Source organism: Rothia sp. 18CD1-1 (genome assembly GCF_055285355.1).
Window position 1 is genome coordinate 54,400 of record NZ_JBUZLI010000007.1, and the last position, 24,525, is coordinate 78,924.

At 57.9% G+C, this 24,525-nt stretch carries 23 protein-coding genes, 1 tRNA gene and 1 riboswitch; of the genes, 11 read left to right on the forward strand and 13 right to left on the reverse strand.

Annotated elements, in window-relative coordinates:
* The first annotated feature begins 116 nt into the window (after window positions 1-116).
* A complete protein-coding gene (locus ACS1BR_RS06040) occupies window positions 117-1,202 on the forward strand; it encodes a VIT1/CCC1 transporter family protein (RefSeq protein ID WP_463561058.1) in 1,086 nt (361 codons plus the stop codon).
* Window positions 1,203-1,205: 3 nt separating this feature from the next.
* On the opposite strand, the gene ACS1BR_RS06045 is transcribed toward ACS1BR_RS06040, so the two are convergent.
* The 9 genes from ACS1BR_RS06045 to pcrA form a co-directional block, all read right to left on the reverse strand.
* Entirely contained in the window at window positions 1,206-2,183 is a 978-nt protein-coding gene (locus tag ACS1BR_RS06045) for a trypsin-like serine protease (protein ID WP_463561059.1), read from the reverse strand.
* Window positions 2,184-2,196: 13 nt separating this feature from the next.
* Window positions 2,197-3,225 carry a hypothetical protein gene (locus ACS1BR_RS06050; protein ID WP_463561060.1) on the reverse strand — a complete coding sequence of 343 codons (1,029 nt, stop codon included), beginning with the start codon at window positions 3,223-3,225 and terminating at the stop codon, window positions 2,197-2,199.
* A 275-nt stretch (window positions 3,226-3,500) separates the two neighbouring features.
* A complete protein-coding gene (gene sucD / locus ACS1BR_RS06055; RefSeq protein ID WP_463561061.1) occupies window positions 3,501-4,418 on the reverse strand; it encodes a succinate--CoA ligase subunit alpha in 918 nt (305 codons plus the stop codon).
* Window positions 4,419-4,443: 25 nt separating this feature from the next.
* Window positions 4,444-5,622: an ADP-forming succinate--CoA ligase subunit beta gene (sucC, locus tag ACS1BR_RS06060; protein ID WP_463561062.1), complete on the reverse strand. Its 1,179-nt coding sequence runs from the start codon at window positions 5,620-5,622 to the stop codon at window positions 4,444-4,446.
* Between the two features lie 258 nt (window positions 5,623-5,880).
* The gene (locus ACS1BR_RS06065; protein WP_463561063.1) at window positions 5,881-6,333 is read right to left on the reverse strand and encodes a hypothetical protein; all 453 of its coding nucleotides are present in this window, start codon (window positions 6,331-6,333) and stop codon (window positions 5,881-5,883) included.
* A 1-nt stretch (window position 6,334) separates the two neighbouring features.
* Window positions 6,335-6,700 carry an SdpI family protein gene (locus ACS1BR_RS06070; RefSeq protein WP_463561064.1) on the reverse strand — a complete coding sequence of 122 codons (366 nt, stop codon included), beginning with the start codon at window positions 6,698-6,700 and terminating at the stop codon, window positions 6,335-6,337.
* An 89-nt stretch (window positions 6,701-6,789) separates the two neighbouring features.
* Window positions 6,790-7,434 carry a sarcosine oxidase subunit gamma family protein gene (locus ACS1BR_RS06075; protein ID WP_463561065.1) on the reverse strand — a complete coding sequence of 215 codons (645 nt, stop codon included), beginning with the start codon at window positions 7,432-7,434 and terminating at the stop codon, window positions 6,790-6,792.
* 171 nt (window positions 7,435-7,605) lie between these two features.
* Entirely contained in the window at window positions 7,606-8,559 is a 954-nt protein-coding gene (locus ACS1BR_RS06080; protein ID WP_463561066.1) for a CAP domain-containing protein, read from the reverse strand.
* 265 nt (window positions 8,560-8,824) lie between these two features.
* Entirely contained in the window at window positions 8,825-11,275 is a 2,451-nt protein-coding gene (gene pcrA, locus ACS1BR_RS06085; protein WP_463561067.1) for a DNA helicase PcrA, read from the reverse strand.
* A gap of 70 nt (window positions 11,276-11,345) precedes the next feature.
* Here pcrA and ACS1BR_RS06090 point away from each other — a divergent pair, with 70 nt between their 5' ends.
* The 4 genes from ACS1BR_RS06090 (at window position 11,346) to ACS1BR_RS06105 (ending at window position 16,064) form a co-directional block, all read left to right on the forward strand.
* The gene (locus ACS1BR_RS06090; protein ID WP_463561068.1) at window positions 11,346-13,103 is read left to right on the forward strand and encodes an ATP-binding cassette domain-containing protein; all 1,758 of its coding nucleotides are present in this window, start codon (window positions 11,346-11,348) and stop codon (window positions 13,101-13,103) included.
* Complete coding sequence (locus ACS1BR_RS06095) at window positions 13,100-14,866, forward strand: amino acid ABC transporter ATP-binding/permease protein (RefSeq protein ID WP_463561069.1); 1,767 nt, start codon at window positions 13,100-13,102, stop codon at window positions 14,864-14,866. The genes ACS1BR_RS06090 and ACS1BR_RS06095 overlap by 4 nt, the downstream gene beginning before the upstream one ends.
* A 112-nt stretch (window positions 14,867-14,978) precedes the next feature.
* Window positions 14,979-15,051 (forward strand) — tRNA-Arg (locus tag ACS1BR_RS06100).
* Between the two features lie 59 nt (window positions 15,052-15,110).
* Window positions 15,111-16,064, forward strand: a complete 954-nt coding sequence (locus tag ACS1BR_RS06105) for a DUF4031 domain-containing protein (protein ID WP_463561070.1) — start codon at window positions 15,111-15,113, stop codon at window positions 16,062-16,064.
* Here ACS1BR_RS06105 and ACS1BR_RS06110 read toward each other — a convergent pair.
* The 3 genes from ACS1BR_RS06110 to ACS1BR_RS06120 form a co-directional block, all read right to left on the reverse strand.
* A complete protein-coding gene (locus ACS1BR_RS06110) occupies window positions 16,020-16,241 on the reverse strand; it encodes a hypothetical protein (protein WP_463561071.1) in 222 nt (73 codons plus the stop codon). The two genes, ACS1BR_RS06105 and ACS1BR_RS06110, sit on opposite strands and share 45 nt — an antisense overlap.
* A 249-nt stretch (window positions 16,242-16,490) precedes the next feature.
* Window positions 16,491-17,123, reverse strand: a complete 633-nt coding sequence (locus tag ACS1BR_RS06115; protein WP_463561072.1) for a C40 family peptidase — start codon at window positions 17,121-17,123, stop codon at window positions 16,491-16,493.
* Window positions 17,124-17,126: 3 nt separating this feature from the next.
* A riboswitch (cyclic di-AMP (ydaO/yuaA leader) is annotated at window positions 17,127-17,271 on the reverse strand.
* Between the two features lie 535 nt (window positions 17,272-17,806).
* Complete coding sequence (locus ACS1BR_RS06120; protein ID WP_463561073.1) at window positions 17,807-18,499, reverse strand: metal-dependent transcriptional regulator; 693 nt, start codon at window positions 18,497-18,499, stop codon at window positions 17,807-17,809.
* A gap of 353 nt (window positions 18,500-18,852) precedes the next feature.
* Between ACS1BR_RS06120 and serC the strand changes: the two genes are divergently transcribed.
* Entirely contained in the window at window positions 18,853-19,977 is a 1,125-nt protein-coding gene (serC, locus tag ACS1BR_RS06125; RefSeq protein WP_463561074.1) for a phosphoserine transaminase, read from the forward strand.
* Here the strand turns inward: serC and ACS1BR_RS06130 are convergent.
* A complete protein-coding gene (locus tag ACS1BR_RS06130; RefSeq protein WP_463561075.1) occupies window positions 19,974-20,522 on the reverse strand; it encodes a DUF3027 domain-containing protein in 549 nt (182 codons plus the stop codon). The two genes, serC and ACS1BR_RS06130, sit on opposite strands and share 4 nt — an antisense overlap.
* Window positions 20,523-20,808: 286 nt before the next feature.
* Between ACS1BR_RS06130 and ACS1BR_RS06135 the strand changes: the two genes are divergently transcribed.
* The 5 genes from ACS1BR_RS06135 (at window position 20,809) to ACS1BR_RS06155 (ending at window position 24,523) form a co-directional block, all read left to right on the forward strand.
* Window positions 20,809-21,849, forward strand: a complete 1,041-nt coding sequence (locus ACS1BR_RS06135) for a hypothetical protein (RefSeq protein ID WP_463561076.1) — start codon at window positions 20,809-20,811, stop codon at window positions 21,847-21,849.
* The gene (locus ACS1BR_RS06140) at window positions 21,846-22,697 is read left to right on the forward strand and encodes an alpha/beta hydrolase (RefSeq protein ID WP_463561077.1); all 852 of its coding nucleotides are present in this window, start codon (window positions 21,846-21,848) and stop codon (window positions 22,695-22,697) included. Before ACS1BR_RS06135 ends, ACS1BR_RS06140 begins: the two co-directional genes overlap by 4 nt.
* Before the next feature lie 178 nt (window positions 22,698-22,875).
* Window positions 22,876-23,442 carry a hypothetical protein gene (locus ACS1BR_RS06145; RefSeq protein ID WP_463561078.1) on the forward strand — a complete coding sequence of 189 codons (567 nt, stop codon included), beginning with the start codon at window positions 22,876-22,878 and terminating at the stop codon, window positions 23,440-23,442.
* A 67-nt stretch (window positions 23,443-23,509) separates the two neighbouring features.
* A complete protein-coding gene (locus tag ACS1BR_RS06150) occupies window positions 23,510-23,755 on the forward strand; it encodes a hypothetical protein (protein WP_463561079.1) in 246 nt (81 codons plus the stop codon).
* Window positions 23,756-23,818: 63 nt separating this feature from the next.
* Window positions 23,819-24,523: a response regulator transcription factor gene (locus tag ACS1BR_RS06155; protein WP_463561080.1), complete on the forward strand. Its 705-nt coding sequence runs from the start codon at window positions 23,819-23,821 to the stop codon at window positions 24,521-24,523.
* Window positions 24,524-24,525 lie beyond the last annotated feature (2 nt).

Consider the following 24,525-nt stretch of genomic DNA (forward strand, 5'->3'; position numbering starts at 1 on the left):
GCACGAGCTTAGGCGGGCGTCGTAAAACCCGGCACATAGTCTAGAATCTTGTGGGAGGCCGCACCCGCCCGGCACGCGGCTCAATCACAGCAACCGGCCCACGATAAGGTAACCGCATGGAGCCCACCACCTCCCAGATCCGCCGCTGGCGGCGCTACCTGGCAGAAGAAATAGCCGAAACCACACTATATGCAACCCTGGCGGAACGAGCCAGCGGACATGAGGCAGAAATTCTACACCGGGTAGCAGAGGCAGAACACCGCCACCAAAACCACTGGCGAACCCTACTAGGCCAACACGCCGAACCCGAACCTAAACCCTCGCTATCAGCACGGACCCTCCAGTTCCTGGCCAAACATTTCGGCACCGTCTTCGTGCTGGCCCTGGCCCAGAGAGCCGAACAGCGCTCCCCCTACGCCGAAGACCCCGACGCCACCCAAGCCATGGCCGCCGACGAGGCCATTCACGAAGAAATCATGCGGGCACTTTCCACCAGCGGCAGGGAAAAACTCTCGGGCAATTTTCGTGCCGCCGTCTTCGGGGCCAACGACGGGCTGGTCTCCAACCTCGCCCTCATTATGGGAATCGGGGCCACCGGGGCCTCATCGCAGATGGTTCTGCTCTCGGGTATCGCCGGCCTCCTGGCCGGAGCACTCTCCATGGCCGCCGGTGAGTTTGTTTCGGTACGGTCCCAGCGCGAGATGCTTGACGCCTCCTCCCCCACCCAGGTGACCCTCGACGTGGCCCACCAGCTTGACATTAAACAGAATGAGCTGGAACTCATCTACAAGGCGCGGGGTATGAGTCATGAGGCGGCCCACCATCGAGCCCTGGAGCGTCTGGGGTATTTCAGCTGCGACTGCGACCCCTCACTCTCTTGGCAGGACCCCCGGCAGGATACCGGCGAAAACAACAATGCCGCCCTCGGCACCGATATTGGTGCCGCGGCGGCATCATTTTGTTTTTTTGCCTCCGGTGCGCTGATCCCGATTATTCCCTTTGTTTTTGGGGCCACCGGAGTATTGGCTACCGTGCTTTCGCTGGTATTGGTCTCAGCGGCCCTGGGTATAACTGGCGGGATCGTCGGGCTGCTCTCCGGGGCGTCACCGCTCAAGCGGGGTCTGAGGCAGATCGCTATCGGGCTGGGTGCCGCGGCGGTAACCTACCTGCTCGGCCTACTCTTTGGCACCGACGCAAGCTAGGCCCTATTTTTGTTTACGCGTCCGGGCAAACGCTATTGACCCCGCCAGAATAAGGACCGTGAGCACACCTCCCACAATCCAGGGGGTCGATGAGGGGGTTTCGGTCGATGAGGCAGCCTGCGCCTGCTGGGTTTCCCCGGCCTGCTCACTGCTTTCACCAGCAGCGCCCTCTTCTTCATGGCCCTCCGCACCCTCTACTGCGCTCATGCTTTCCTGCCGCTTCTTGTTTTCCTCAAGCTCTTGAACCTTCTCTTGGTCGGTAGGTTCGTGAGCTATTCGCTCTTGTATCCACGAGTGGTGGTTAGCCACCGGGGTGAGCACAGCCTGAGCACCGGGGGTATCAGCAGTCGAACCCGTGGTGACGGTAGCCACTTTATTGCCTTTAAAGAATGGTCCACCGGAGTCACCCGGCTGGATAGTGGCCTGGCCCGGTATGTTGGTGAAGAGTATCGGGCTCTCACCCGATGAAGAGCCCCCGTTCAGGCCGGATTCTGAGAGTTCTTCTTGGGTAACAGAAAGTTTAGCTTCCGGCAGTTTACCGGTTTTACCCATACCGCCCGGCGACCAACCGTACAGCACGCCCTCACCGGGGGTCAGAGGCTTGTCATCAACCTCAGCGTAGTGGTCAAGCTCCATTTTCTGAGAGGTGTGGACCAGGGCAAGGTCACTGCCGTCTTTGGCACTTTCCCAGTAGTCAACATCGTAATACTTGTAGTTGCCTTCTTCCCCCAAACGGAGCTTACCGCCGTACTCTGTTGCATCCTGCACACAGTGGTGGGCGGTCACAGCCCACTGCGGAGAGATTGCGGTGGCGGTGCAGTCGCCCTCGGGGTCACCGTCCTTGGTCACCTGAAAAGAAGCCACAGTCTGCGCCTGTTCCCGGTTAGTTGCAAAATTACTGTTATCAATTGCCATCGCGGCGGGTAGGGCAGATAATGAGAGACTTGCGGCAAGAGCAAGAGCTGAAAGTGTTTTTTTCACGGTTCCTACTTTCTTAGTTTTTTGTTGAGGTGAGTTTCTTAACGGATTCAGCCATTAAGTACTCAGCCGGACCTTTAGAGAAAAAGCATTTAATAATCGTTGCAATGACCAGAGAAAAGACGATGGTGGCCCATGTTGCTTGCTCGTATCGGATAGCCGATACCGATGAGATCACGGCTCCCGCAGAGAGAATATGGGCAATATAGGCGCTCAGCGACATTGACCCCAGGGCCTGGAGTGGGAAGAATATATAGGCCAATACAGACAGGCGGAAGAGGAGCAGACACAGGCCCAGCACACTGAGAGAACCGGCCAGGGTTAAGATAATGTCCCCCAAACTTCCCGTATGTGCCTCAAGGTTAAGCACCCGGATAACCCAGTAGGGTAAACCGTAGGGGGCCCAGCTTCGATGGGTCACGCCCCAGATGGTCACCACAAAACCCACCACCGTGAGCAGGGACAGCCACAGGGTATCTCTCTGCGCGAGCTTTCCTCGTCCCATCAAGCTGCGATAGAAAACCACGCCCGCCAGCGCATAGGTCGCCCAGGCAAAAACCGGGTAGGATCCACCAAGCTCCCGGTAGGGGATCAGGTTAAAGCTCAGAAGCAGATAAATTGCCGCAGAACATATTGCCAGCAGAGCCGTCAGACCCAGCTGAGCACGCTTAGAAAGCCCCAGGGCGTAGGGAAGCGCAATATAAACAGCTCCAATGGAAAACAAAACAATCTCTATGCCCCCCGCAAAAGGAGCGATAAGCATTCCAATCAGCAGGAGCAGTATCCCGCGCACAACCGTGCGGTACCTAAAAACCAGAATACTCAGATTATTTCTCTGTGCTGAATCTGCCATAATCGCCAGGGACACACCCGACAGCAGGGCAAAGAGAGAAGAAGGGAAACCCTCCGTTATCTCTCCCAGCAACCCGTGCGGGCTATACAGGTGAGCCAGAACCATCCCCACCAGGGCAAGAGCCCTGGCAACATCAACCGCAACAATACGACCCCGCCCCGCCGACGGTAGCTGCACTAGAGAGCTATTCATGGATAAAACTTCTACCTAAACAATAATAGAATTTATGACTGCGGTATCACCGTATTACACACAACCGATGCCAGTAAATCCGTGATCGCCGTTTTCTTCTCTTTCACGGTGTCCTTGAAGAAGGCCCTCTACATTCTTAAAGCAAAAATCATTCGCGGGGAGTATGATTTTTTTATCTCCTCGTTTTTCTCCTTCTACCGGAGGATATAAAAATAGGGGTGTTCCACCATAGTACGGTAGAACACCCCTATCAGGTTACAGGACCTCAGCGAGCCCTAACCCTGGGTCAGTATCTGGCGCATAAGATTTGCCGCTTCGGAGGGGGTCTTCCCCACCCTCACGCCCGCCGCCTCAAGCGCCTCCTTTTTAGCCTGGGCTGTGCCCGATGACCCCGAGACAATCGCACCGGCGTGCCCCATGGTCTTACCCTCGGGGGCGGTAAACCCGGCAACGTAGCCCACCACGGGCTTGGTGACATGCTGCCTGATAAACTCGGCGGCCCGCTCCTCGGCATCACCACCAATCTCACCGATCATCACAATGCCCTCGGTGTCGGGATCCGCTTCAAAAGCCTCCAAAGCATCAATATGGGTGGTACCAATCACCGGGTCTCCACCAATACCGATAGCGGTGGTAAACCCGAGATCCCTCAGCTCATACATCATCTGGTAGGTGAGAGTACCCGATTTAGAAACCAGGCCCAGCCTCCCCTTACCGGTAATATCACCGGGTGTAATACCCACATTTGCTTCACCGGGTGTAATAATACCGGGACAATTAGGCCCAATAATACGGGTAATCTGCCGGCCCTCAGCATCGACCTTAGACCGGGCATGAGCCCAGAACTCGGCAGAATCCTGCACCGGAACCCCCTCGGTAATCACAACAACCAGCGGCAGCTCGGCATCAATTGCCTCAATCACCGCGTCCTTGGTAAAGGCCGGGGGTACAAAAACAACCGACACATTTGCGCCTGTCTGAGCAACAGCCTCGGCAACACTACCGAACACCTCAAGTTCAACCTCCCGGCCGTTCTTATCGGTGTGACTCACGGTGCTACCGGCCTTACGGGCATTGACCCCACCCACAATGTTGGTGCCGTAGGCCAGCATACGGGCGGTGTGCTTTGAACCCTCACCGCCTGTAATACCCTGAACAATAACCCGGGAATCCTTATTCAGAAAAATAGACATCTCAAAACCCTCTTCAAAACAGTTACTAGCGGTCAACCTGTGCGGTGTGGGCCAGCTCAGCTGCCCGGTCAGCACCCGAATCCATGGTGTCTTTCTGGTGGACCAGCGGATGGTTGGCCTCCGCCAGGATCCGGCGCCCCTCATCAACACTATTGCCGTCAAGACGCACCACCAGGGGTTTGGTAGCCCTATCACCGAGAATCTCCAAAGCCTTCACAATGCCCCTGGCAACCTCATCGCAGGAGGTGATTCCCCCAAAAACATTAACGAAGACTGATGTGACCTGCTCATCGTTGAGGATAATGTCGAGGCCGGCAGCCATCACCTCCGCCGAGGCACCGCCGCCGATATCGAGGAAGTTAGCCGGTTTCACCCCGCCGTGGTTTTCACCGGCATAGGCAACGACGTCGAGGGTGGACATCACCAGCCCAGCGCCGTTTCCAATGATCCCTACTTCACCGTCGAGCTTGACATAGTTGAGGTCGTGTTCTTTTGCTTTTGCCTCAAGCGGGTTCTCCGTGCTCTTATCGACCAGAGCCAGATGGTCGGGTTGGCGGAACTCGGCGTTATCGTCGAGGGACACCTTACCGTCGAGGGCCAGAATTTTACCGTCGGCTGTCTTGACCAGCGGGTTGACCTCCACCAGGGTGGCGTCTTCTTGATCAAAGACCTCCCCCAGCTTCACCAGAACCTCGGCAACCGGTTCGTGTAGGTCTGCGGGGAAACCTGCTGCTCTCACGATCTCTGCGGCAACATCCGCGGTCAGCCCCACGGCCGGGTTGACCTCAACCCTGGCCAGTGCCTGGGGGCGTTCTTTAGCCAGCTGCTCAATCTCCATGCCGCCTTCTACCGAGCACATGGCCAGGTAAGACCGGTTTGCTCGGTCGAGGAGGAGGGAGAAATAGTATTCTTCGGCAATATCTGCGCCGGCGGCGATCATCACGCGCTGTACGGTGTGGCCCTTGATATCCATGCCGAGGATCTGCCGCGCGTATTCGTATGCCTCTTCGGCGGTTTTTGCCACTTTAACGCCGCCGGCTTTACCCCGGCCGCCAACTTTCACCTGGGCTTTGACCACGGTAACGCCACCGAGTTCTTCGGCTGCTGCCTTTGCTTCTTCTGGGGTGGTAGCCACGATGCCCCTGAGCACGGGAACACCGTGCTTCTCAAACACATCGCGTGCCTGGTATTCGAACAGGTCCACTGGATTCCTTCTTCGTTGAAGTAGTACCGAAAAGTATTTCGGCTTTCTTATTGTTGTCAAGACGACATCTGCCCGGTCACGGTTCATGTGCGCTCAACCTTCACGCCGAGAGCCAGGGCACAGCACGTCCCTCCCTGTAAACTCTAACCCAAAGACCGGCTTATATACCAAAATTGTGCACCGCTAGATTCAAGAACCGGCTGCGGCAAAGTATCTCAGGCCCGCACCACGGCTGAGTGATTGACTGACAGCATAAACTTACGCGGGAGCGCGGGAACCCGTGGATAAGGATTCCCTGTCGGCCCCAGCTACCACACAATAAACAACAGCTGTCAGTGTTGCCATGAACACCACGGCTAGAGTTCTCGATAATATTGTTGTCGGAAAGAGAAAACCGGTAACAAAGAGTACGGACCCAATAACTCCGGTTATCCAAATAAGTATCATATGCCCGACCCCAAAAAATAGCGGCACCAGCACCAAGACCGTCACAATGACCGGAGCTAGGATCCAGGCAATATTGAGCGGATCTTGGATAGCTACAAGAAATTCGCGGTTATTATCTGCCACCATCGAACTCGCTCGTGACATTTCACGGATCTCATCACGGTTGAGCTGGTAGATCGCAGCTCTAGTCCACGCCGCTAGAAACATTACAATTAACGATCCATAAAAATATATTGGCGAAGTTCCAACAATATTTTTAAACATATTAAACTCCTCGAGAGTTAAACTTTTTTGCAACTAAATGCGATCTGACACCGCCAACTAAAGTGATTACCATTATAAGAATGTAGCCGGAAATTAAAATTAGCCCAAAATATTTATTCGAAAAATCTAAGAATGTTAGTGTACCAATAATTATTGAAAATACTGTAGCTACTATAATTACAGCTATTGCGTATGGGAAAAAGTGCCGATGGGCCAGGTTCCACGCTTCCTCGCTCTTCATCGTTTGGCTGGTTCTGACTCCAATAATGTGGTTGGGAGTGAGCCATCCACTCGATATACCCCGACAGAGCAGAGCGAAGGTAGCTATCAAGATCATGTAGCCCCCAAGAGAAACTATCTGCTCCACGGTTCTCCTCAGGCAACTATATCTATACTCAAACAAATGCTATAAAGTACTCTAGCTGACAGAGCTATATAAGCAAGGATGTCAATCCTCTAGTGCCCAGGTATTCCAGGCCGCGCCTCTCTGCCTCCGGACACCTCGTCGATAGCATCGAGCATAGCCACCAGAAAAGGCGCGGTATCTGCCGACCTGGGCAACAGCAGATACTGGTGACGGTCGGTATGCCACAGCATCATCTCTGCCGCACCCACGCAACAGCGCAGGGCCACCCCCTCCCCCAAAGAGTCCGGGGCCGACTCAAAGGTCACGGTCTTCTCCAACACCCGCTCAGCCTCCGGCCCCGACAGCTCAACCACAGACCGGTTAGCAGAAACATCGAGTACCAGCCCCGCCTCATCACCCAAAGCCGAGCTCAAAGCACGCCCCAGCTTCACACCATCTACCCGGGTAACCACCAAAAAACTGTCATCGTGCACCCACAGGCAGGCAACAATCTGGCGGGTACCGTACAGAATGTCAAGGGCGCTACTATCACCGGTCACCTCCCCGGCCTCCCGCGGAAAACTAACCCCCAGCACCCGCTCAACCCGCCGAGCAGCAGCAGACAACGGGTCAACCTCAACACGAATGAGCGTCAGCCGGGCTACCTCCCGAATCTGAACACCGGTATCGCTTGCCCGGTCCATCGCCACAGCAAAATCTGAAGCAATAGAACGAACCTCACCGTCCCCCACCATATATTATTCTTCCTCCCCGACATCTCACCCACTCTCACCAGTGTGCACCCCCATTCTAACGAGAAAACACGGGACACCGGCAGCACAAAACCGGGCCCGCTGTCTTTCGGCAGCGGGCCCGGCAACCTTCGACTCATACCCGATTCCCCGGATACGAACCTCTTTTAGGTTTTAGGCACAACTCGGCCAGGAACCCCACTGTGCCCAACCAGAAGAGTAGTCCCCTTCAACGCTGTCACCGTGCCAACCGGCATTCTCCTGCCCACCGTAGTAGTCGTATCCGGTATCAGCCGAATAATCCTGCCACCAGTCCCAGGAGTAATCCCACCAGGAGGAATAGTCCCAGTTGTTCCAGCTGTCATCCTGTGACCAGCTATCCCACTGTGCCCAGTCATCGGTGGTCTGATCGGTGGTATCGGTGCTGTCAGAAGTGCTGTCCTGCTCGGTCGCGGTATCAGCGGTATCAACAGTCGTGTTATCCGCGGTGTCGGTAACGGTGCTATCCTGCTCCGTTACAGTATCGGTGGCGTCACCGGTATCGGTCGTTGCGGTGTCATCAACGGTTGCCGTGCTATCCGTTGACGAATCCGGCGAACTACTATCACCGTCGGGGTCACTCTCGTAACCGGCATAGTTCTGGGTGTAGTAGGGTGTGCCCGTCGAATCGTAGGCGATACCGATACCCAGATGGGTTGCCTTAGAATCAACCATGTTGGCGTAATGCCCCGACGAATTCCGCCACGCCTCGGTGACCTTATCGAGACTGTAACCGTAGGCGACATTCTCGCTCGCGGTCGTCCAGCCCGAGGGGTACTTGTCATAGAATCCGGTGCAGTGCGCCATCTGCTGGTTAGCCGCCTGCTCCTCAGAACAGCTCTGCGCAATAGAGTTCAGCGACTCGCTCAGCTTGACCGGTGCCAGCCCAGCCTCAGCACGCACAGCATTCGTTTCAGCTAAAATCTGCTCCCGGGCCGACGCAAGATCGGCCTGAGCGCTGCCGGCGGTGCTATCGGTACTCACCGATGAAACCGGGTTTGACGTATCGTCAACGGTCGCGGTGCTATCCAGAGCATTCGCAGAAGTAATACCCGCTGCGCCCATCACCAGAAGAGGTGCAATAGCCATGCCCTTTGAGAACGCCTTGTTCATCAAAAACAGTCCTTAGAATATCTAATCGGGGTTCAACGTATCTATTTGGTTTCGATACGCAGGCTGCACGTCATCAAAATACCTCGATTAACGAGCAACAGTAGAACACACTATTGACACTATGCAGGCTTATGAATCCCCTCTAGCAGTTACACGCTGTGGCCCCTCCGCCGACATACACCACACAACGGCCCACAAAACACCCCATCTATGGCGGCATATGAGAGGTGTGCAGAATGAGCTACACCTTGGTCAGAGGCGCATAACGCAACAGCAAACGCTTCTGCTCATCACCAAAATCCACCTTTGCCACGGTCTTATCCCCGCTCCCCTCCAGGGCAAGAACCGTGCCCTCACCAAAGCTGCTATGCTGCACACGGTCCCCCACCGCCAAACGCGGAATTTCTTGACGCGGCTGCACCCGCCCGGTCCCCTGCCCGCGGGTTGCAGCCCGTAAACCGTAAGCCGCAGAACCGTTAACGGCACTACTCGTCGGCTGAGAAAAACCGGTGCGCGGTCCACCGGGTATCGAGGCACGGAAGCCCTCCCCGCTTCCCAGCCGCCTCCACTGAATAAGCTCCTCGGGGATCTCCTCAAGAAAAGGCGACGGCGGGTTAAACTGCCGCTGCCCCCACATCGAACGATTCTCCGCCCGGGTCAGATAGAGCCTCCCCATCGCACGTGTCAGCCCCACATAGGCTAAACGGCGCTCCTCACTCATCTCGCTGACATCGGTCAAAGCCCTCTGATGGGGAAAAAGGCCGTGCTCCATACCGGTCAGAAAAACCACCGGAAACTCCAGCCCCTTGGCCGTGTGCAGGGTCATGAGCGTCACCACCCCCTGGCTGCGGGCCTCAGCCACCTCGGCTGCAATCTGGGCGGCACTGGGACCGGTTCCGCCCTCATCGGCTGCTCTGGGCCTATTGGGGATCTGATCAGCATCGGCCACCAGGGAAACATGCTCCAAAAAATCTTCAAGACCGGACTCCGGATGATCCACCTCAAAATCCCGTACCGCCTCAACCAGCTCAGCCAGATTTTCAAGACGGCTTTCGTCCTGAATATCATCCGACTCTCGCAGGGCCCGCAAATAGCCGGTCTGCTCCAGCACGGCCTCAAGACATGCAGCGGCAGGCTCACTCTCCGCCAACCTCATAAGATCGTGGGCAAGCTGCACAAAAAGAGTAATTTTTTTGACAGCAGCCGACCCCAGCCCCGGAACATCGGCACCCACCCGCAGGGCCCCCATAAACGAAAGACGCTGCCGCTCAGCAAAATCCGCCACCGCAGCCTCTGTCTTCGCGCCGATACCGCGCTTGGGCTCGTTGAGGATACGGCGCACGCTCACGTCGTCGTCGGGGTTGACCAGCATCCGCAGGTAGGCGAGCGCGTCCTTGATCTCCTTGCGCTCGTAGAACCGGGTGCCGCCCACCACCCGGTAGGGGTGGCCGGTGCGCATGAGCAGTTCTTCGAGAGCACGGGACTGGGCGTTGGTGCGGTAGAAGATAGCGATGTCGCCGGGTTTGATACCGTGTTCATCGCGCAGGAGATCTATCTCCCGGGTGATAAAAAGCGCCTCAGCCTGTTCGGATTCTGCCACGTACCCGGTAATTTTGGGGCCGTCTCCGCTGGCTGTCCAGAGTTTCTTGGGTCGGCGGTCCCGGTTTTTTTCGATGACTGCGTTTGCCGCGCTGAGAATGTTTTGGGTGGACCGGTAGTTTTGTTCGAGCAGTATGGTGCGGGCGGTGGGGTAGTCGTTTTCGAAATCGGTGATGTTGCGAATGTCTGCCCCGCGGAAGGCGTAGATCGACTGGTCTGAGTCTCCCACCACGGTGAGTTCCGCCGGCCGGGTGCTTTCGGGGTAGGGGGTGTGATCGTCGGCCGGTGCGGGGGTGGGGCCTACCAGCTGGTGGACCAGGGCGTACTGGGCATGGTTGGTGTCCTGATACTCGTCGACGAGGATATGGCGGAAGCGGCGCCGGTAGTAGTCGGCAACCTGCGGGTGATGACGCAGCAGGCGCACGGTCTCAAAGATGAGGTCGTCAAAATCAAGAGAGTTGGCGGCACGCAGTCTCTCGGTGTAGCCGGTATAGACCCGGCTGACAGCCTGTTCCCAGGGGTTGGTGGGGTCGATGCTGCGGGCGTATTCTTGGGCGTCGATCAGTTCGTTTTTGAGCTGGCTGATCTTATTCTGTATGGCCTTGGGGGCAAACTGTTTGGGGTCGAGGTCAAGGCCTTTTGCCACCAGGGTGATCAGGCGTGCCGAGTCTGCTGAGTCGTAGATGGAGAAGGTTGTTTTGAGCCCCAGTATTTTTGCTTCACGGCGGAGTAGGCGCACGCAGAAGCTGTGGAAGGTGGAGATCCACATGTGGCGGGCACGGGGGCCGATGAGCTGTTCGATCCGCTCCCGCATCTCGGCTGCGGCCTTGTTGGTGAAGGTGATCGCGAGAATCTGCCCCTGGTGGGCTCGTCCGGTTGCCAGCAGGTAGGCGATCCGGTGGGTGAGCACGCGGGTCTTGCCGGATCCTGCTCCGGCAACAATGAGCAGGGGGGACCCGGAATGGGTGACCGCCTCTCTCTGCTGCGTGTTGAGTCCATCGGTAAGGTAACCAGTATCACTATCGCCGCGGGCGTCTGCTTCGGAGACCGGGGTGGGCATGAAGCTGTCTTCTTCATCAAACATGTTATCCATCGCGTTATCCAGTGTAGACCGAACAGGTTTTCGAGGGAGGCTGATTTTTGCGGTGAGCTAAGCTAAGACAGTGCACGATTCACCGACCGGCGTCCGACCCCTGATTTCTTCTTCCCCACCGCTCGTTGCGCTGAAAACGTCCGGTGGGCAGAGAACCCTTCGCGGGGTGGCCCTACTGCGGACGGCTACCGTTGCGTTTTCTGCTCTGGTTGCCGGGAGCGCGGGTTGGGCGCTGGCAGAGGCTTTTGACGGTGGTTCGCCGGCGGAGGCCCCCGGGTATCTCTGGTGGCTGCTCTGTATTGGTGCCGCCGGCGCTGCGGCCTGCGCCCGGGCTGAGATTCTGGTCGGCGTGCGCGGGGCCAGGGAAGCCGAAAAAGATGTGCGCGGTAGGCTACTGCACAGTTTTTTCTCGACGCATCTGAGATCAGCGTCCTCATCCTCGCCGGGGCGCGCTGTCTCCCTCATGACCGATGCGGTGGAAAGGACCGCCGACTACCGGCAGATATACCTGGGTTCCACGCTGGCAGCCCTCATCTGCCCCCTACTGATTCTGCTGTATATCGGTGCCCTGGACTGGGTGAGCGGGCTGAGCATCTTTGCTGCCGTCCCCCTGGTTCCGGCCGCGCTCTGGGTCTTTTTTCACTTTTTTCGCGGTGTTTCGGCGCGTTCACGGGCCCGCCGTGAGGCGCTGACAGTTTCCTATCTCGATTCGATTCGCCAGCTGACCCTGATCAGGCTCTATGGCGCGGGCGAGCGCACCGAGAACACCCTGCGCGAGCGAGGGGAGGAAAACCGGCGAGCGGTGATGAGGCTGCTGGCCGGAAACCAGCTGGTTATTGTTGTGATGGACTCGGTTTTTCTTCTCTTTCTCATCTGCTGGTCTACGCTCGTTATTTCTTGGCGAACCACTACCGGGGCGCTGACCACCGGTGGAGCCCTGTCCGCTCTTCTGCTTCTTCCCCTGCTCTTGGAGCCGCTGACCCAGGTTGCCGGTTTCTTCTACATCGGTATGGGTGGGCGGGCCTCACAGCGGGCTATTGCCCGGGCTCTGGCAGCCGACAACATCACCCCAACCTCTCCGCCGCGGGGTACCGACACCGGCACGCCCAGCCCTGACTCTGCGGTGAGTGTGCGCGGGCTCAGCCACGACTTTGGCAGGGGCACGGTGCTCAACCGTCTCAGCTTCGATATTCCCCGCGGGTCTAAAACCGCCCTGCTGGGGGAGTCCGGTACCGGTAAATCCACCCTCCTCTCCCTGGTTCACGGCACTTTACAGATCCAGGACGGCGCGGTGGCGGTCAACGGAACAAACCTGGCTGACATCGACCCGTCTCGGGTACCCCTGGAAAGTGCCCTGCTCTCCCAGCAGAGCAGGCTTTTTGCCGGCAGTATCGCCGACAACCTGCGTTTTGCCCGAGACAGTGCCAGCGAACAGCAGATGTGGGATGCCCTGAGACAGGCGAGGGTGGCCGATGAGGTGAGGGCTCTACCGGCGGGCCTCAACACCGTCGTGGGCGAAGAAGGACTGGGGCTCTCGGGCGGGCAGATACAGCGTATCTCCCTGGCGCGGGCACTGCTGACCGGGCGCAACCTGCTCCTGCTTGACGAACCGACATCTCAGGTTGACGCAGAATCCGAACAAAAAATTCTTGAGGCCCTCGGTGCCCTGGGTCCGGACACCACCCTGGTGATGGTCACCCACCGGCCCGCCCTCCTGGAGATCGCCGATACGGTGCTCTTTCTCGATCGGCGGGGCCTCCACCGGGTAAAGAGCACCGGATCCGCTGGCAAGCCGGCGCACACGGCGGGGAAAGGGAGTCAGCGGTGAACCGAAACAACCGGGCACCCGCCCCGCAGCGGCCCTCCACCGTGCAGCTGATTCGCTGGCTGGCCTCGATCACAGCACCGGTACACCGGCCACTAGCCGTCTCGACCCTTCTTCGCGTGCTCACCCAACTGCTGGATATCGCCCTTTTTGCGGCAGCTGGTTGGAGCGTGGCCACCGTGCTGGTCGGCGGCTATACCGGTGCCGTTTTTCTGGGCGTCCCCGTGGCGGGCTGGATCCTGCTCCCGAGCCTGGCTCTGGCCCGCGCACTCACCCACTACGGTGAACAGTTCACCGGCCACTACGTGGCCTTTAAAGCGCTAGAACTACTGCGCGGCCACGCCTTCTCCCAGCTGTGGCGCAGGGCTCCGCTACCGGCTGGCCGGGGTGCGCCCGCAGACCGAGAATCTTCGATGCACAGCGGCTCCCTACTCACCGGGCTCACCCGCGATGTCGACCGCATCGAGGTAGTCTACGCCCACACGCTGGCCCCGCTCGTCTCGGCGATACTGGTCCCCACCCTAACCCTGGCCGTCAGCGGCTACACCTTCGGTTTTACCGTGATCGCGCTGCCGACTCTCTGTCTACTCATCTCAATCTTTGTCGTGCCCGCAGCGGGATTCCGGGCAAGCCGCACCGCCACCGACGACACCCTCACCCACCGTGCCAAACTCACCGTGCACACCAGCGATTCTGTGCACGGTGTCTCAGAGGTACTCACCTACGGCCGCCAGCAGCAGCGGGCCGACACCATGAAAGCCCTGGGCGACAGGGTGCTCTCCTCCTCCCTGGTGTCTGCCCGCATACGCGCCAACCGCCGCGCCGGCAACATCCTCCTCAGCCTTATCTGCCTCATTTCGGTGGCCTTCATCGGCCCCGCTAGCGGTATCCCACCGGTCTGGTCAGCAACCCTGGCGTTGGGGGCCACAAGACTTTTTGAGGCACCCCGCGGTATCGAGAACGCCGTCGGCTACCTCGACCACTCGCTCGCTGCCGCGCACCGTCTCTGGCAGCTCTGTCATCTGCCGCCCACGGTGCTCGACGGCCCCACACCCCTCAAACTATCCGCAGCGCCCCGCATTGAATGGCAGAATATCACCTACCGCTACCCCGGCGCCTCCCCGGATTCGGCGGCGACACTCAACGGTTTCAACGCCTCCGCCGAGCCCGGAAAAACCACCGTTTTCATCGGAGCCTCGGGCTCGGGCAAAACAACCGCAGCCCAGTTACTGCTGCGTTTTGACGACCCCCAGAGCGGACACGTTCTGCTCAACGGTACACCGGTCACCAACTACACCCTGGATTCTCTGCGATCGCAGGTGGTGCTGGTTTCTCAGCAGACGCAGGTACTGGCCGGCAGTATCGCCGAAAACCTCCGTCTGGGTGCCCCCGCGGCCAGCGATGTACAACTGTGGCGGGCACTCAATAGAGCCGGGTTCGCCGACGAGGTCACCGCCATGCCAGAGGGCCTGGACACCCCGGTGGGGAGCGGAGGTAGTGAACTGTCGGGTGGGCAGCTACAGCGGCTGGCACTAGCCCGTGCACTACTCATGAACCCCAGGGTGCTGGTACTCGACGAGTTCACCGCCCACCTCAGTTCAGAGATGGAGCGAAGAATCCGAAACACCGTGGATTCGCTGCAGAACGTCACCATCGTTGAGATATCCCACCGCCTTGAACACCTCGACCGCGGGCAAAGGGTCTACACCGTGGAAGGCGGGCGGGCACGCCGCCCCTCAAAAGATAAAGGATATATCTCCTCTTGAAAGGCCCGTACGTGGCCGGTGAGATTTAGGTTGCGGGTTTCTATGCTGTACAGTAAAGAGGGTGGTTTCTTGGGTGAAGAGCCCCTTCACCGAGCCATACATGCAGTAATTGGCCCTCGTAGCTCAGGGGATAGAGCACCGCTCTCCTAAAGCGGGTGTCGATGGTTCGAATCCATTCGAGGGCACAGTAAACCGTGATTGCGGCGGCCGTCCCGGTTCCGGGGCGGCCCTGTGAAGAAGGGCCGTGTCCCCAGTGATTCTTATTGATGAGCCCCGCTGGCCAGCTCACGGGACATTTTTTTCGCACCTGGTCTCGGACAGCGATATGGGTGAGCTTCACGCTTTTGCCCGCGCTCACAATATTTCTGACCGTGCCTTTGACCTCGACCACTACGATGTTCCCGCCGAGCTCTACCACCGGCTGGTTGCCGCCGGTGCCACTGCCCTGACCGGCAGTGAGCTCACCCGCCGGCTCATTGCTTCGGGTCTGCGTGTTCCCCTCAGAGAACGCCCCGCCAAGATCCGTCACACTCTTCGAGGACGCTTTACCCGGTTGCTGCCCAACCGCGACCGGATTGCGGAAATACTGCTTGACCGCTGGGAAGAGAGCCACCGCGCCTACCATAACAGTGCCCACCTGCTGGAGATGCTGACCGCCCTCGATCGGTTCTATACGCCGGTCAAACCTCCGCGCGCCGTGCAACTTGCCGCCTGGTTTCACGACGCGGTCTATACCGGTAGTCCCGGTCGAGATGAGTCTGAATCGTCAGAGCTTGCCGCCACCATGCTGGGGCCGCTGGTAGGGCATTCTCTCGGGGCCGACGAGCTTTTGTACGTGCGCGCTCTGATTGAGATGACCGCCGACCACCTCCCCGGCACCGTCACGGTGTCAGCGCACCTGGGGGCCAACGATGCGGGCTTTTTCCTGGATTCCGACTGGCGATTCTCGCCGCGGGGAGGGCCCGCTACAACAGGTATGTGCGCGGTGTTGAACAGGAGTATTCGCGGCTGCCCTCCGCCGTCTTTAGGCGGGGGCGGATCGATTTTCTCGAGAGGTTTTTACGCCGCGATTTCATCTACACTACAGACCGGGGTCGACAACTGTACGAGGAGAAAGCGCGATCTAACCTGCGCTACGAGCTGGAATACCGCGCTACTTCCTCGTTTTTCTCCGGTAGAGTACCCGGGAGATAAGTAGGCCAATCACAATACCGACACCACCGGTGATAGATACCCACATGGCTGCATGCCCCACAAAGAGCGCAATAATCAGGCCGATCACAATACCGGGTACAGCTCCGGCAGCCATACCGGTAGCCATATAGGTGAACTCTCGATCCGAGCTGCTGGTGGGGCTTTCAAACTGTGTTGGCATAGTGCCCATTCTATGCACTATACGGTGCGGCACAAAAGTTTTGGGCATAAAAAATGCGACCCTGCTGCTGGTCGTTCGGGGGTCGCATTCACCGAGTGACGGTAAGCTGTGCTCACGCCTCGATCATGTCCTCAGCCCACCTTTGAGAAAAGAAGCGTAAGGAATTTTTACTGCCTACCCGCGCGGCGAACTTGACCAGCGCCCGGATAGGGCTGGAGGGGAGCAGCCGCTCCCCTCCAGTGAAAGTCTTTAGAGACCTGCGTAGGTGTAGTAGCCGTCTACGGGCATGTAGCCACCGCCATCAACACTGCTGAGCAGAGTGCCCTGTGAGGGGTTGAGGGCGGAGATCATCTGACCGTCACCAACGTAGATACCCACGTGTGCGTAGCCGTTGGTGAAGACAATATCACCGGGCTGGGGGTTGGAGGTGGGGGTGAGCTCACCGGCCATTGCATAGGTGTAGGCGGTCAGGTTAATGCCCGACTGTGCGTAAACGTATGAAACGAAACCTGAGCAGTCCCACGACTTGTAAGTCTTGCCGCCCCAAACGTAGCTGCCGCCGATGCCGTCGTAGGCTGCGTTGACGATAGCCTGACGGGCGCCGGTGAGGTCAGCGGTCGACGCTGCCTGAGCGCTCACGTTGGCGGTGTTTTCCTGGGTGGCGCCCTCGGTGGTGTACGAGGTGGTCTCGTAGGATGCTGTTTCGTAGGAAGCGGTCTCGTAGGTTGCCAGGGTCGGCGCCTTGGATGCGGGCGCAGAGGGGGTAGCAACCGCGAATGCGTTTGCGGGAACCATTGAACCAACAAGTGCTGCACCGGTTACTGCTGCGATGCCTGCATTGCGAACCATGTTGGACTTTTTCGGTGCCAAGTGCTTTGCCATGATATGTATTTCCTCCATTGCCTCACGAGGTAAGCTGTCGGGTTCGAGTAGAAGGTTCACTCGGCTACGTGTGTAGCTTCACCCCTAGGGCTCCTCTTGGAGGAACCCGGAAAGTGGGTCCCCCGCTTCTGCCAAGCGTATTTGTTTTCGTGTTTCCTCAGCGATGAACAGTGGCAGAACTAGGCGATCTGTCCCTGAGGGTGCCGCTCCGACCAGTGGTTGGCACGAAGAAAACATTACACACCCGCACACCGAATGTCACGCTTTGATAACAAACCCGGAGTATTTTGGTGACAAAAAATCGCACATAAACCCACAAAACACACACGTGTTACGGTGGGATTATTTCCAACCCTCCGCAGAATCCCCGATTTTTCAAGGATTTTTACCCCTCCCCTTCGGCAGCATACACAGATAAACCAACATAAATTTTTGGTAACAAATCTTAAAAAATTTTGTTGAGAAACAGCGCACACCGCGTTCGCGCGAGCAAAACTCCCCTCAAGGAGGCGACAAAAGCCCATTTTTGCCCCCATTTTGGGGGATATTGTCCCCCGTCAGAAATTGGTAGGGAAGAATATGCGGGGCGGGCCGACAGCCCCAAACACGCAAGGGCCCCGGCTACCGCACAACCGGCAACCGGGGCCCTGACTCCGCGAGCACCCATGCTCTGGCAGAAAAAGCTAGCGTTTTACCACAATCGAGTCGGCTACTTCCGCGGCAAGACGCAAGCTACTGTCTTCACCGTCGGCGGCAACGAGCACATAGCCGTCGCCATCATCAAGGATAGAAACAGTGGAACCATACTGGATTCCCGCGTCCCCCAGCCGCTTCATCAGCTCTATATCCGTTTGCACAAACTCGGGAAACCGCGAGACCGTAAAACGGTCCTTGGGGCCCGAGTCGCGCGCGGCAATAGACATTGTGACCGTTCGGTGGTCGTTACTCTCGCTCTCCATCCCGAGTTCTTCCAGGCCGGGAATGGCATTGCCGTAGGGCGAGTATTTGGGGTTGTGCAGCAGGCTAACGAGCCGGCGCTCCACCCGCTCACTCATCACGTGTTCCCAGCGGCAGGCCTCGTCGTGAATGTAGGCGATATCAAGACCGATAACATCTGCCAGCAGGCGCTCGGCCAGGCGGTGCTTACGCATTACCTCAACGGCGCGCTTGCGGCCTTCCTCGGTAAGTTTGAGGGAGCGGTCGGGGGCAACTTTGACCAGCCCGTGTTTCTCGATGCGGGCAACGGTCTGCGAGACGGTGGGCCCCGAGTGCTCTAGACGCTCAGCGATACGAGCGCGCATGGGGGTAATGCCCTCTTCTTCTAGCTCCAAGATGGTACGCAAGTACATCTCAGTGGTGTCAATGAGATCTGTCATCGTTGTTTACCGCGTCTTCTTTCTCTGGTTCTTTCTGGTTCGCCGCTCTCGTGCCCGTGCGGGGGTCGCAAGCCCAAAGCAATGTGTATACATATCATAGTTGTTTGTGTCCCCGTGAGCATTGTACGGGCACAACGTTTACCTGCTCCTTCTTATTCCGCGCCCGCTCGGAGTCCACCATGCGAAATTTTGGTGTTGTTTCCGGGCCGCTATCTGGCCGGTTCAGCCCGTTCGGTGCACAATGGAAGCTCGGGGATTGCCCCGTACCCTATATAGGCGTGCCCGCTCCTGCCTTCTGCCTGTGCCGGGCTGTCTACCCTGAGCAGATACCGCATACACGTTGTGGAGATACCGTGACAGATTTTCCCGTGATTCCCAAAAATCTTCTTCCGGCGGACGGCCGTTTTGGCGCCGGCCCCTCTAAGGTTCGCCCCGAACAGGTGGAGGCTCTTGTACGCGGCAGCACCGACCTGCTGGGAACCTCCCACCGGCAGGCAGCTGTCAAAAATCTTGTGGGAGAGATTCGGGACGGTCTGTCCCTGTTTTTTGGTGCCCCGGAAGGATACGAGGTGGTACTTGGTAACGGTGGGGCCACCGCTTTCTGGGATGCCGCCACCTTCGGCCTGGTGCGCCATCGCGCCGAGCATTTGGTTTTTGGGGAGTTTGGGTCCAAGTTCGCCCACGAAACCAGCGGTGCACCCTTCCTTGCCGAATCCGTGATTATTTCGGCGCAGCCAGGGAGCCGGCCGCGGGTTGAGCCTCGCCCGGATGTTGATTTCTATGCCTGGCCGCACAATGAGACCTCTACCGGGGTGTTCGCTCCCGTGATCCGCCCCGAGGGGATCAGCGATGATGCGCTGGTGGTTGTTGATGCCACCTCGGCGGCCGGTGGTCTTGACGTCGATGTTTCGCAGGCGGACGTCTACTATTTTTCTCCGCAGAAGAATTTTGCATCGGACGGCGGGCTATGGGTCGCTCTCTTTTCACCGCGCGCTATCGCCCGCGCCCGGGAGATTGCCGAAAGCCGGCGCTGGATTCCCGATTCGCTGAATCTGGTGAGTGCCGCCGATAATTCACGGAAGAACCAGACCTATAACACGCCGGCTGTGGCTACCCTGGTTTTACTCAATGAGCAGGTGAAGTGGCTCAATGATAATGGTGGGCTTGAGTTTGCTGCCGGGCGAACCGCCGATTCGGCGGGTAGGGTCTACCGGTGGGCGGAGGAGTCTAGCTTTGCCGCTCCTTTTGTTGCCAACCCGCAGGAGCGCTCAAACGTTATCTGCACCGTTGATTTTTCCGATCGTGTTGATGCGGCCGCGGTTGCTAGGGCCCTACGTGCCCAGGGTGTGGTGGATACCGAGCCCTACCGTAAGCTGGGACGTAACCAGTTGCGGATTGCCACGTTCACCGCTATTGATCCGGCCGATGTTTCGGCGCTTTTGAGCTGTATCGACTACCTGGTAGAAGGTATGCGTTAGCCTCTGCTAACCGTTGCCCTGCTGTCTCGGTTTTTAGTCTGCCCGTTGTTCTGCCCGTCGGCGTTTTCCCCTGCGGTGTCTGCCGGGGCCTCGGGAGCCTGCACGATAGCGGCTAGTTCTGCCAGTTCGTCGAGTTCGGCGGTGTATTCCCTGCTTTCTTCGAGCGCTTCGAGATCTTCCCGGCTAATATTTTTGAGTCGTTCAGACCAGGGGACCCATGCCGGTGCAAGCAGTGAGTCATCTCCGGGGAGGAGCCCCACCTCGCAGACCGTTGCCTTTTTTGAGCGGGGTGCCCGGGCCAGGGTTGCGAACCAGAACCAGCCGCGGTAACCCGCTAGGGTGCATTCGAAAAGGTGGGTGGTGAGCCGGTCTTCTTCAGCGCGCAGATGGTGGATCGCTCCCACCGAGGAGGGGTCGGTAATGTCGAGGATCGCGGTGAGGGCTGTATCCTTGGCCTCAGCCAGTACGGTGTCAATCTTGCTGGTGCGGCGACGTTTGGTGGGGGAACCTATGCGGGGTGTCTCTTGTGTTTCCTGTTCAGACATACCCCTATTAAAACAGGGTTGGTGGCCGGAAGCTTCCACTCCCTGTTTATTTTTAGCGGGGCAGCGGGCATGGGCCGCAGGTTTCCGACGTAACAGGGCGTAACAATGCGTCATATAAAAAATTTTTCTGCCTGCACCTCCGCCGGGTTATCCCCTATATAACCCACAAATTTTAGACTACGGCAGCGTATATTTCCCCGACTTTTTGCCGTGACCGCAGACAGCGACCTGCCCCCTGTAGATACTTTAGGGGTCAATCTTCCGGGAATACCAGAATGCCGGCTTCGTGATTAGGGACTGGGCCAACCGGCTGGCCGACATGCAAGATCGCGCCGACTATGCCCGGCGCAAAGCACAGATCGCCCAAGAATACAAAGACGATCTTCACACCAAGATCACCTTCCTGTCAGAAGAAGCAGCCTCCGATCCCCTCCCCGATCCGATGATCAGCGCCCAGATCGCAGGGTTGAGCGAGCAGCTTCTTGGCCTGGACACCGAAATTGCCATAGCCCAAGAAATGGTCGATGAGATCCGCTACGAGTACCAGCGGGTCCTTGCCCAAACCCAAGAAGATTACCGTATCCGTAGCGTGGAAGAGCTCTACCGGCAGCTGGCCCCGGCCACCGGTGGTGTTCTGCTGACCGGTGCTAGCACCACGGCCTTGGGCGTCCAGTCTCTTAACCCTTTCGCGACCGTGCAGCTGGTTCGTGACCGGGTCTGGGAGTTTGATCCCCAGAAACTGGATATAGCCTTTCACCGGGCCCAGCAGGACCCGCAGAAATACTATACTGCCCTGCTGAATTTCCTTTCCAAACTCTCTCCCCAGGAGTTGGCTGACTATTTTGAGTCTCACCAGGACAGAGCCCTTTATGCTCTGCGGCTGGGAGATACCACGATAGAACAGGTTCGGCAGACCCAGACCTGGTGGAACGCTGAACTGTCTTTTGATGAGAGGGGGAACTATATTTCGTCGGGAGACGCGCAGGTCCCCGAGTATGGCATGCTCACCTATGAACAGCGGAAGGTATTGATGCTTTATGCCCCGGGGCTGATCGGGAATCTGGACGGGGTGCCGTATTCTCATCGGTCGGTGGCGAATACGACCCTGCTACACATGGTGTCTTCGGATCCGGAGGATCAGAAGAATTGGGATATTCCCTACACGGTGGAGGGTGATATTGCCAGCATATCGGGGACACCGCAGCCAAAATTCTTGATAAGAATCAAGACATCACAGACAACCACGGTGTGCCCGTCGATGTCCAGGTTATTAATCTGGAGTTCTCCACTCTATCCGGTGATAGCAATTCCTGGGACGACATTATGACAGCGGTCTCGGTTGGTAACCTGGACTCGGCCGGGACTTCTTCCTGGTTGGTGCACGGGATGGATAATAACGCTGAGAAAAGCGCTGATCATATGATCAGCGCCGCCGGCAGCCTCTACGACCAGGTTCAAGACCAAAACCTAGATTCTCAAACGGCTGTCGGGCATGCCGCGGTAGCCTGGATGAGCTACTCAGCTCCCCAGGCCCTACCCAGCCTTGAGGTCCGTTCCAATGATAGGGCCCATACCGGTGGGCACCGGTTAGCCCAGGATATCGATACCTTCAACACCGTCCGCGGCGGGGACGATACGGTGCGGACTAATCTGGTCGGTCATTCTTACGGTACCGATGTGGTTTTCTCCGCCCTGACCGAGATGAACACCAAAGCCGACTCCGCAGTCCTCCTCGGTTCGGCCGGGCTGGACAAGACCCAGGTACAGGCCTATAACCGGGGCGAGCTTGATCTCGCCCTGGAGGACAACCCGAACAGGGAAGGGGCCAAGAATATCTACTATGCCGATGCGTCCAAGGACGATACTCACCGGTGGGGTTATCGTATTTCTGATGCTAAGTACGCCCCGGTCATGGTAGAAGGAATCACCAAATTCAGTGCCGAGGCCACCGGGGGCCGTGAGGATGTAGACGGACACAATCTGTATCGGGCTGACGGAGACTCCGAACAGGGTTACCTGTCCGAGAACACCTCATCTTTATGGGATACCGCCCAGATTATTCGGGGGCAGGAGGAGCAAATCACCGAGCAGGAACTGACCGAGGACGAGAAGAAATACCGGCAGAAAAAGATCGAGCACGAACACACAGAAGGAAAGAAAAATGAAAAGGAATAGCAGGAGAAGAAACCAAGAAACCCTAGCCCCCTTACCCCGGTGTTTTGATAACCCAACCCCGGGGTCAGAGTGAAGGTGGTCAACCATGCCAGCCCCGAGCAGACAAAGAATCATAACCTGTCTATCCGCCCTGTTTTTTATGGTGGCCGGGTGCGGGCTGATCCCAGGAGTACAGAAAATGACAGAACCCACCGCCAACGAACTCTTCCAAAACTACTACTCAGCCGTCACCGGAACCATGGCAGCCAGCGTCCACGGAGACCGCTACCAATGGCGCAACGGGGGCGAAGACTTCCCCTACCCCGAACAAGCCAAATGGACAGACTTCTACCCATCCATCACCACCTGTAACGGCGAAGAAATCGCCCACATTAGCACAGGCTTCCGCACCTACAACCAAGACCTAGGACTGAACCCTGAAGAAACCTCTCGGGCTATCGAGAAAGTCAAAACCTACTGGGCCTCACGAGGCTGGGAGATCACCTCCACCAACACAGCAGAAGACCCCCATATCGTACAGATCACCACCACTACAGATTCCGGAATACACCTTAAATATCTAGCCGGTGCTGGTGGCGAAGTCATTCGTGCCTCAACCCCCTGTATCCCTAGCTTCTACGATAAATACAGGGACGAGGGCCCCTCCGAGGAGCCCATCACCTACCCGGCCGATAAACCCAACCCGGACAACCTCCCCACACCCAGCACAAGCCCTACCGACAACACACCCGGGACAAGAAGCTAGGCGCAACCGGGCAGATGCTATATGCTCAGGCTCCGTGCCCCCTACCCGAAGCTGATATTTTAGTAGCATGAGCCAGAAGAAAAAGGTGGATACTCTTGCCCTGCTCATCCGTATTCTGGGGACCCTCGGGTTTATTTGTGCCCTGGCGGGCGCGGTATCCGGTATCACCATGCTCCTACTCCGCTGGGCCGGCCAACCGGCACCGAACATACTGACCCAGCTGGCCATGATCCTGCTCCCTCTGGCGGTGCTCCTCATGGCAGCTTCACTTCTGGTCGCCGTGATTCGCCGCAAAAACCCAACACCCTGTTAGCCATCAGCGATCACCCGCAATCAGCACAGCAAACACACAGAAACCGTCGGCACAATAGACACCGTGAACACTAACCAGCCCGAAGCAAAACTACTCGTTGTCGACGACGAACCCAATATCCTAGAACTGCTAGCGACCTCCCTGAGGTTCGCTGGATTCGAGGTCGTCACCGCCTCCAACGGCCGCGAAGCGCTGGAGAAAGCCGAAACCGAAAACCCCGATCTCGCGGTACTCGACGTGATGATGCCCGACCTCGACGGTTTCACCGTCACCCGCAAACTGCGCGCCGCCGGCCGCCTCTTCCCCGTGCTCTTTCTCACCGCTAAAGACGACACCGAAGACAAGGTCACCGGCCTCACCGTCGGCGGCGACGACTATGTCACCAAACCGTTCAGCCTCGACGAGGTCGTGGCCCGTATCCGCGCCGTCCTGCGCCGCACCCAACCCACAGAAATAGACGATTCCCGCCTACGAGTGGGCGACCTGGTGCTCGACGACGACGCCCACGAGGTCTTCCGCGGCGACCGCGAAATCGACCTCTCCCCCACCGAGTTTAAGCTTCTGCGCTACCTCATGCTCAACCCTAACCGAGTGCTCTCCAAGGCGCAGATCCTCGATCACGTGTGGGAATACGATTTTAATGGGGACGCCTCTATTGTGGAATCCTACATCTCCTATCTGCGGCGCAAGATCGATAATATCTCTGACCAGCCTCCGCTCATCCACACCAAGCGCGGTGTAGGCTACCTTCTGCGCACCGCCAAATAGCC